Source organism: Rhizobium sp. PEPV16, assembly GCF_008919455.1.
Lineage (GTDB): Bacteria > Pseudomonadota > Alphaproteobacteria > Rhizobiales > Rhizobiaceae > Rhizobium > Rhizobium leguminosarum_Q.
Genome location: NZ_VSZV01000296.1, coordinates 20,833 through 28,329, shown reverse-complemented (window position 1 = coordinate 28,329; position 7,497 = coordinate 20,833). Strand labels below are relative to the sequence as shown.

At 64.5% G+C, this 7,497-nt stretch carries 8 protein-coding genes and 1 pseudogene; 7 read left to right on the top strand and 2 right to left on the bottom strand.

Features of this window, described 5'->3' with window-relative positions; all coding sequences use genetic code 11:
- The 5 genes and pseudogenes from FY112_RS14840 to FY112_RS14820 all read left to right on the top strand — a co-directional run.
- Window positions 1–311: pseudogene (locus tag FY112_RS14840) on the top strand (precorrin-6A synthase (deacetylating)); the annotation flags it as partial.
- Between the two features lie 73 nt (window positions 312–384).
- Complete coding sequence (gene cobG / locus FY112_RS14835) at window positions 385–1,767, top strand: precorrin-3B synthase (protein ID WP_151518702.1); 1,383 nt, start codon at window positions 385–387, stop codon at window positions 1,765–1,767.
- Between the two features lie 2 nt (window positions 1,768–1,769).
- The gene (locus FY112_RS14830; protein ID WP_017957770.1) at window positions 1,770–2,402 is read left to right on the top strand and encodes a precorrin-8X methylmutase; all 633 of its coding nucleotides are present in this window, start codon (window positions 1,770–1,772) and stop codon (window positions 2,400–2,402) included.
- Window positions 2,399–3,130, top strand: a complete 732-nt coding sequence (locus FY112_RS14825; RefSeq protein ID WP_017957769.1) for a precorrin-2 C(20)-methyltransferase — start codon at window positions 2,399–2,401, stop codon at window positions 3,128–3,130. The genes FY112_RS14830 and FY112_RS14825 overlap by 4 nt, the downstream gene beginning before the upstream one ends.
- Window positions 3,127–3,891, top strand: a complete 765-nt coding sequence (locus tag FY112_RS14820; protein WP_131621328.1) for a precorrin-3B C(17)-methyltransferase — start codon at window positions 3,127–3,129, stop codon at window positions 3,889–3,891. Before FY112_RS14825 ends, FY112_RS14820 begins: the two co-directional genes overlap by 4 nt.
- Here the strand turns inward: FY112_RS14820 and FY112_RS14815 are convergent.
- Window positions 3,855–4,625 carry a cobalt-precorrin-6A reductase gene (locus tag FY112_RS14815; protein ID WP_151518700.1) on the bottom strand — a complete coding sequence of 257 codons (771 nt, stop codon included), beginning with the start codon at window positions 4,623–4,625 and terminating at the stop codon, window positions 3,855–3,857. The two genes, FY112_RS14820 and FY112_RS14815, sit on opposite strands and share 37 nt — an antisense overlap.
- Here FY112_RS14815 and cbiE point away from each other — a divergent pair.
- Together cbiE and cobM are read left to right on the top strand one after the other, a co-directional pair.
- On the top strand, window positions 4,624–5,856 hold the full coding sequence (gene cbiE, locus FY112_RS14810) for a precorrin-6y C5,15-methyltransferase (decarboxylating) subunit CbiE (protein ID WP_151518698.1): 1,233 nt from the start codon (window positions 4,624–4,626) through the stop codon (window positions 5,854–5,856). The genes FY112_RS14815 and cbiE overlap by 2 nt on opposite strands.
- A 4-nt stretch (window positions 5,857–5,860) precedes the next feature.
- Complete coding sequence (gene cobM, locus FY112_RS14805) at window positions 5,861–6,619, top strand: precorrin-4 C(11)-methyltransferase (protein WP_151518696.1); 759 nt, start codon at window positions 5,861–5,863, stop codon at window positions 6,617–6,619.
- 21 nt (window positions 6,620–6,640) lie between these two features.
- Here the strand turns inward: cobM and FY112_RS14800 are convergent, their stop codons facing one another.
- Complete coding sequence (locus FY112_RS14800) at window positions 6,641–7,453, bottom strand: TIM barrel protein (protein ID WP_151518694.1); 813 nt, start codon at window positions 7,451–7,453, stop codon at window positions 6,641–6,643.
- Between the last annotated feature and the right edge of the window lie 44 nt (window positions 7,454–7,497).

Here is a 7,497-nt window from a genome sequence, read left to right as displayed (position 1 = left end):
ACAAAATCCCGGTCAACCTCGTCGGCAAACCGATGGAGATCACCACGGGGCGCAGGCTGGCGCGGGACGGGCTTCTGACCGACAGCACCGTCGTCATGCTTGACGGCGAACAGGCTTTTGCGAAGATCGACGATCCCGATGCCGAGATCTTCTGGGGCGCCTATCTCGGTACCAAGGATGAGATCGTCAGATCAGGACGACTTGGCGATATCGCCACCGACATTGTGAGGCTCAGGGCCGACGCCAGGCAGCGGCACGGCTGGATCATGGACATTTATCTCCTGCGCAAGGGACGGGATTTCGACGAATAGCCACTCCGAAGCCTTTCCAGCATGCTTTGCCGGCCCGGTTGCGATCATGTAAGAAGTGGCCAGAGGATCGAGAATGAGCATTGAGGCCGCAAAGGCGAGCGACAGGACGGGCGAGGCGGATCTGCACGATCGCCCGGCGGCGGAGATGCGTAGGCGCGGCGCCTGCCCCGCGCTTGCGGCGCCCATGCCGACCGGCGACGGTTTGCTGGTACGGCTGCGGCCGGCCGGCGGCGCGTTGACGCTGTCGCAATTCGCAAGCCTTGCCCGCTCGGCCGCGGCCCATGGAAACGGCATTCTCGAAATCACCGCCCGCGGCAATCTGCAGATCCGCGGCCTTCGGGCTGAGACCGTCGGACAGCTCGCCGCCGATATCGATGCCGCCGGGATCACCGTGCCGGACGGGCCGGCGATCGAGACATCGCCGCTGCACGGCATCGACCCGGAAGAGATAAGCGATCCGGCCGCGATGGAAATGGCCTTGCGCAGCATGCTCCACGATCTGCTTGCGTCGCCACGGCTCGCGCCGAAGCTCTCGCTCGTTGTCGACGGCGGCGGATCCTTCGGCTTGTCGGCACTGTCGGCCGATATCCGTATCGTCGCGCAATCCCGCGCGGAATGGCTTGTCGCGCTCGATGGCGACGGTGAAACTGCAATGCCGATCGCGATCGGTCCTGAGGAAGCGGCGATATCTGCCGTCGGCGAAATTCTGAGCTTGTTGGCAATCCTCGGGCAGGGTAGACGGACAAGGGATATCGATCCGGCGCTTCTGCGGACGCGTTTTCCCGCGATGGATGGCATTCAGGTCATGCCTTCACGCGCGGCAGGGATGCCGCTTGCCGGCTCGCACAGGCTTGAGGACGGCAAAACCATACTCGGCGTCCGGCCGGAATTCGGGCAGATGAGAGCCTCCGATCTGGTCGCTTTGCTCGATCTGGCAACAGCCCTTGGCGCAACAGCCATTCGGCTTGCGCCCGGTCGCGGTTTTTTCTTCATCGGGCTTTCCGCCGATATAGTGCCGGCTATCCAGATCGCCGCAGCCAGACATGGCTTCAGCACCCAGCCTGGTGAGAACAGCGAGCATATCGCCGCCTGTGCCGGCGCCGGCGCCTGCGGTTCCGCCTTTTACGAGACGCGAGCCATGGCGCGCCGGCTCATCGCCGCAGCACCTGCCCTTTTCGACGGTTCGCTGACGCTGCATCTATCCGGCTGCGCCAAGGGCTGCGCTCATGCCCGGCCGGCGCTGACCCTGACGGGCTCGGCGGAAGGTTATGGCCTCATCCTCAATGGGCTTGCTGCGGATCTGCCGGACGAACGGATCGCTGGCGGTCGGATCGATTTCGCTATAGAGAGGCTCGCCCGGTCCATCGAAGACAACAAAGACGCTGGCGAATCGACCGCCGCCTGCCTTACACGGCTTGGCGCAACCGGCGTTTCGAAGGCGCTGCGACAGGAATAGGAATGCCAGACTACGATTATATCCGCAGCGGCGATGCGATCTACGAGCGTTCCTTTGCCATTATCCGTGCCGAGGCCGATCTTTCGCGCTTCACCGAAGATCAAGCCGAAATCGCCGTGCGCATGATCCATGCCTGCGGGCTGGTCGAAGCGGCGGAGCATTTCCTGTTCTCCGCCGATTTCGTCAGCGCGGCGCGCGACGCGCTGAAGGGTGGGGCGCCGATTTTCTGCGACGCGGAAATGGTGTCCCAGGGTGTGACCCGGGCACGGCTGCCGGCGCTGAACGAGGTGATCTGCACGTTGCGCGATCCCGCAACACCGGAGCTTGCGCGCGAGACCGGCAATACGCGCTCGGCCGCCGCCATGCATCTCTGGCTCGATCGGCTCGGCGGCAGCGTTGTCGCGATCGGCAATGCACCGACCGCCCTCTTCCATCTGCTCGAACTCCTGCGCGACGGCGCCCCGAAACCCGCGGCGATCCTCGGCATGCCCGTGGGCTTCGTCGGCGCGGCGGAATCGAAGGATGCATTGGCGGAAAATTCCTACGGCGTACCCTTTGCCATCGTCCGCGGCCGGCTCGGCGGCAGCGCCATGACGGCAGCCGCCATCAATGCATTGGCGAGGCCGGGCCTATGACGACAAGCGGCCGTCTTATCGGCGTCGGCACGGGTCCCGGCGATCCGGAGCTCCTCACCCTCAAAGCCGTGCGCGCCATCGAAGGCGCTGATGTGATCGCCTATTTCGCCAAGCAGGGCAGGGGCGGCAACGGCAAGGCGATCGTCGAGCCGCTGCTGAAATCCGGGGTGACGCTGCTGCCGCTCTATTATCCGGTGACGACCGAGATCGACAAGAACGACGAACGCTATCAGAGGCTGATCACCCAATTCTATGATCTGTCTGCCAAAGCTGTTGCCGGGCATCTCGATGCCGGGCTGACTGTCGCCGTTCTCAGCGAAGGTGATCCGCTCTTCTACGGCTCCTATATGCACCTGCATGTCAGGCTTTCCCAACGCTACCCCACGGAAGTGATCCCGGGCATCAGCGCCATGTCGGGCTGCTGGTCGCTGGCGGGCATGCCGATCGTCCAGGGCGACGACGTGCTTACCGTACTGCCCGGTACGATGGCCGAGACCGAGCTGACGCGCCGCCTTGCCGATACGCAAGCCGCCGTCATCATGAAGGTCGGCCGTAATCTGCCGAAGATCCGCCGGGCACTGGCGGCCGCCGGCCGGCTTGCGGAAGCCGTCTATGTCGAGCGCGGCACCATGGCGAATGCGGCGATGGAAAAGCTTGCCGACAGGACCGACGGCGATGCACCGTATTTTTCGCTCGTGCTGGTGCCGGGCTGGGAGGGCAGCCGATGAGCGGCAGGCTTTACGTGATCGGCACCGGCCCCGGCAACCCCGAGCAGATGACGCCGGAAGCGCTGGCCGCTGTCGATGCGGCGACGGATTTCTTCGGCTACGGACCTTATCTCGACAGGCTGGAGCTCCGCCACGATCAACTGCGGCATGCCTCGGACAATCGCGAGGAGCTCGGCAGGGCAGGGGCCGCACTCGCCATGGCGGCTGATGGCGCCAAGGTCTGCGTCGTCTCCGGCGGCGACCCCGGCGTCTTCGCCATGGCGGCCGCGGTCTGCGAAGCGATCGAGAACGGGCCGGCCGCGTGGCGCGCGGTCGATCTCATCATCCTGCCCGGCATCACGGCGATGCTGGCAGTGGCGGCAAGAGCAGGCGCTCCACTTGGCCATGATTTCTGTGCCATATCGCTGTCTGATAACCTAAAGCCTTGGAATATAATAGAAAACCGTCTTCTATCGGCGGCAAAGGCAGGTTTTGTCATCGCGCTTTATAATCCGATCAGCCGGGCGCGGCCCTGGCAGCTCGGCGAAGCCTTCAAGCTGTTACGTGACCATCTGCCTGCAGCAACACCGGTTATTTTCGGGCGGGCGGCCGGGCGACCGGACGAACGCATCGCCGTCCAGCAGCTTTCGCAGGCAGATGCGTCGATTGCCGATATGGCGACCTGCATCATCATCGGCTCGGCCGAGACACGCATCGTCACGCGGCCGGGCAGACTGGACCTCGTCTATACGCCGCGCTTCATGGCGGGGGGAAACAGGTGATCGATCGCCGCCAGCGCCGCCTCGACAGTTTCGACCGCCTTGACGATCGAGTCCGGCGCGCGCGCGACCATCATCACCTCGATACCGAGCAGGCGGGCGGCCTCGATCTTCGCATAGGTGGCGAGACCGCCGCTGTTCTTGGCGACGATGGCGTCGATGTCGTGCTGCGTCAGCAGATCGCTTTCGCCTTCCAGCGTGAACGGACCCCGCTCAAGGACATAATCGACATTATCAAGTGCAAGCGGCGGTTCGACGGGATCGACGCTGCGAACGAGGTAGTGATGTTGCGGCGCGGCTTCCGCATGATGCGCGCCCTGCCGGCCCGTCGCCAGGAAGACATGGCGGGGGGAGGGGCCGAGCGCTTCAATGGCAGCCGGAATGCTCCGCACGTCCCGCCAGCGATCGCCGGCCACGCGTTGCCATTGGGGACGGCGCAGAGCGATGGCAGCGATGCCCGTGGTCTCAGCCGCAAAAGCGGCATTGGCCGAAATGCGCTCGGCGAAGGGGTGCGTGGCGTCGATCAACAGGTCATATCCGCCGGCCTTCAGGAAATCGGCAAGTGCGGCAACACCGCCGAAGCCGCCGATGCGAACCGGAACAGGCTGGGTGGCCGGTTTTTCGGTGCGGCCGGCAAGCGACATCAAAACATCGCAGTCATCACGCTCCGCCAGCGCCTCGGCCAGCAGCCGCGCCTCGCTGGAGCCGCCGAGGATCAAGATGCGGGGTCTTCCCATGTCTGATGTCTCTCCTGCGTCCAGCCAGCGCTGGCTGACTATTATCGGCATCGGCGAAGATGGTCCAGAAGGGCTGGGCGAGGAAGCAAGGAGGCTGATTGCGACCGCACCTGCCGTCTTCGGCGGAGCGCGGCATCATGCACTCGCTGCCTCGCTGATCACAGGCGAAAGGCTTTCCTGGCAGAGCCCGTTCGAGCGCTCGGTCAAGGCTATCCTCGAAAGGCGCGGCACCCCGGTTGTCGTGCTCGCCTCCGGCGATCCCTTTCTCTATGGCGCCGGCGCAACGCTCTCCCGCCATGTGGCGGCGGAAGAGATGCGCACCATCCCCGCGCCCTCGGCCTTCAGCCTTGCCGCGTCTCGCCTTGGCTGGCCGCTGCAGGACGTCGCAGCGATCTCGCTGCATGGAAGGCCGATCGATCTGATCAGGCCGCATCTGCACCCCGGACGGCGCATCATCGCGCTGACCTCGGACGAGAAAGGCCCCGGCGATCTGGCTGCGCTGTTGACCGCTGCTGGCTTCGGTCAGTCACGGCTTACGGTGCTTGAGGCGCTGGGCGGCGTTCGGGAACGGCAGAGAAGTGCCCCGGCGACGGGTTTCGACCTCCTGGGCATCGATCCGCTGAATGTCTGCGCTGTCGATGTTGCGGCAGGGGAGGGGGCACGCATTCTGCCTTTTGCTGCCGGGATCGAGGATGAGCTGTTCGAGCATGATGGGCAGATCACCAAACGCGAAATCCGAGCGATGACGCTTTCGGCGCTCGCGCCACGTCATGGCGAACTGCTCTGGGATATCGGCGCGGGCTCGGGATCGATCGGCATCGAATGGATGCTGGCCGATCCGTCGCTGAAGGCGATCGCCGTCGAGCAGTCGTCGGAACGGGCCGCACGTGTCGCCCGCAATGCAGCTGCCTTTGGCGTGCCGCATCTTGCCGTCGTCGAAGGTGCAGCACCCAATGCGCTGGACGGCCTGCCGGAACCGGATGTGATCTTCCTCGGCGGCGGCGGCAGCGAACCGGGTGTTGTCGACACGGCGATTGTCGCGCTGAAGCGGGGAGGGCGGCTCGTTGCCAATGCCGTGACGCTGGAAATGGAAGCGGTTCTGCTCGGCGAACATGGCAAACACGGCGGCTTCCTCACGCGGATCGAAATATCGCGCGCAAAGCCCGTCGGCGGCATGAGCGGCTGGCGGCCGGCCATGCCGGTAACGCAGTGGCGCTGGACGAAAGGATGACGAGATGACGGTGCATTTCATCGGCGCGGGACCAGGTGCTGCGGATCTGATCACGGTGCGTGGCCGCGATCTCATCGCCCGATGCCCGGTCTGCCTTTATGCCGGCTCGATCGTCTCGCCCGAACTGCTGCAATATTGTCCGTTGGACGCACGTATCGTCGATACGGCGCCGATGTCGCTCGACGAGATCGAGGCGGAATATCTTCGCGCTGCCGCGGCCGGCCAGGATGTCGCCCGGCTGCATTCCGGCGATCTCTCTGTCTGGAGTGCAGTCGCCGAGCAGGTGCGCCGGCTTCAAAAACACGGCATCGATTATACGATGACGCCAGGCGTTCCGGCCTTTGCCGCCGCAGCATCAGCCCTCGGCCGAGAGCTGACGATCCCGGCCGTGGCCCAAAGCCTGGTGCTGACCCGCGTTTCCGGCCGCGCTTCACCGATGCCGAACGACGAAACACTGGCGAAGTTCGGCGCGACGGGCGCCACGCTGGCGATCCATCTGGCAATCCACACGCTGAAGCAAGTGGTCGAAGAGTTGACGCCGCTTTACGGCGTCGACTGCCCTGTCGCAATCGTCGTCAAGGCCTCCTGGCCGGACGAGCGCATCCTGCGCGGCACGCTCGCCGATATCGAAGCAAAGGTTGCCGCCGAACCGATCGAACGCACAGCGATCATCTTCGTCGGCCCTTCGTTGGCAGTGGAAGATTTCCGCGAAAGTTCGCTCTACGATCCGGCCTATCAGCGCCGGTTCAGAGGCAGAGAATAGCGTCAAGCGACCGCGCGGCTTTTAGACCCGTGCGCTGAGATACTCCATGCTGGCGCGCAGCGCGCCGGCCGGATCCTTTAGCGCATGCACCTCCGCCGCGAAGGGCTCGAAGGACAACGAGCCGTTATAGCCCGCCTGCAACAGGGCCCTGACCTGCCCGGCATTGTCGAGCAGGTCGTCGGCATTGACCAGGACACGGTGGGAATCGCGCATATCGGCAACGGAAACAGCCGGGTCGTCGACGCCGGAGATGTGCACAAGGCCGGTCAGTTGCGGAAAGGTCGCGGCTTCGCCGGCAAGGTGATGGTGGAAGGTATCGTGGACCAGCCTGAAGGTCGACTGCGCGCCGAGTTCCTCGATGGCCTCGGCCGCCTCGGTCTTGGAGCGCAGCGAGCAGATCTCGAAACCGAGCGGCTCGACGAGACCGATAATGCCTGCTTCCTCGAGCATCGGCTTCAGCGCAATCAGAGACTGGCGCAGATTGGCCTGCCGTTCGCCATCGGCGCAGCCGGTGCCGTCATTCTTCGGAACGAGGACGAGCGCCTTGGCGCCGGACGCGCTGGCATAATCGATCAGCTCCTGCGCTTCGGCGGCCCGGGTCGCGTTCCACTCGTTGAAACGCTGCAGGGCGTTGATCGAGATGATCGTCACGCCGTGGCGGGCAGCCGCTTGCCTGATCGTTTCGGGTTTGGTGCCGTCGAGAATGGCATTGCCGGAAAGGTCGTTGCGGATCTCGACGGCATCGATGCCGAGCGATCGGGCCAGCGCGAAAAAATCATCGATGGCAAGCGATGGTGCTGCCATATGGTTGAGCGCAAAACGGATCGAAGTCATGACTGCTATCTCCTCCTCATCTCCGCGACAGGGCGGAGCGGTCC

Excerpts from the sequence above, each read along its gene's own strand:
- cobM (WP_151518696.1), top strand. The coding sequence starts at position 5,861 with ATGACGGTGCATTTCATCGGCGCGGGACCAGGTGCTGCGGATCTGATC.
- FY112_RS14830 (WP_017957770.1), top strand. The coding sequence starts at position 1,770 with ATGCCAGACTACGATTATATCCGCAGCGGCGATGCGATCTACGAGCGT.
- FY112_RS14815 (WP_151518700.1), bottom strand. The coding sequence starts at position 4,625 with ATGGGAAGACCCCGCATCTTGATCCTCGGCGGCTCCAGCGAGGCGCGG.
- cobG (WP_151518702.1), top strand. The coding sequence starts at position 385 with ATGAGCATTGAGGCCGCAAAGGCGAGCGACAGGACGGGCGAGGCGGAT.
- FY112_RS14800 (WP_151518694.1), bottom strand. The coding sequence starts at position 7,453 with ATGACTTCGATCCGTTTTGCGCTCAACCATATGGCAGCACCATCGCTT.
- FY112_RS14820 (WP_131621328.1), top strand. The coding sequence starts at position 3,127 with ATGAGCGGCAGGCTTTACGTGATCGGCACCGGCCCCGGCAACCCCGAG.
- FY112_RS14825 (WP_017957769.1), top strand. The coding sequence starts at position 2,399 with ATGACGACAAGCGGCCGTCTTATCGGCGTCGGCACGGGTCCCGGCGAT.
- cbiE (WP_151518698.1), top strand. The coding sequence starts at position 4,624 with ATGTCTGATGTCTCTCCTGCGTCCAGCCAGCGCTGGCTGACTATTATC.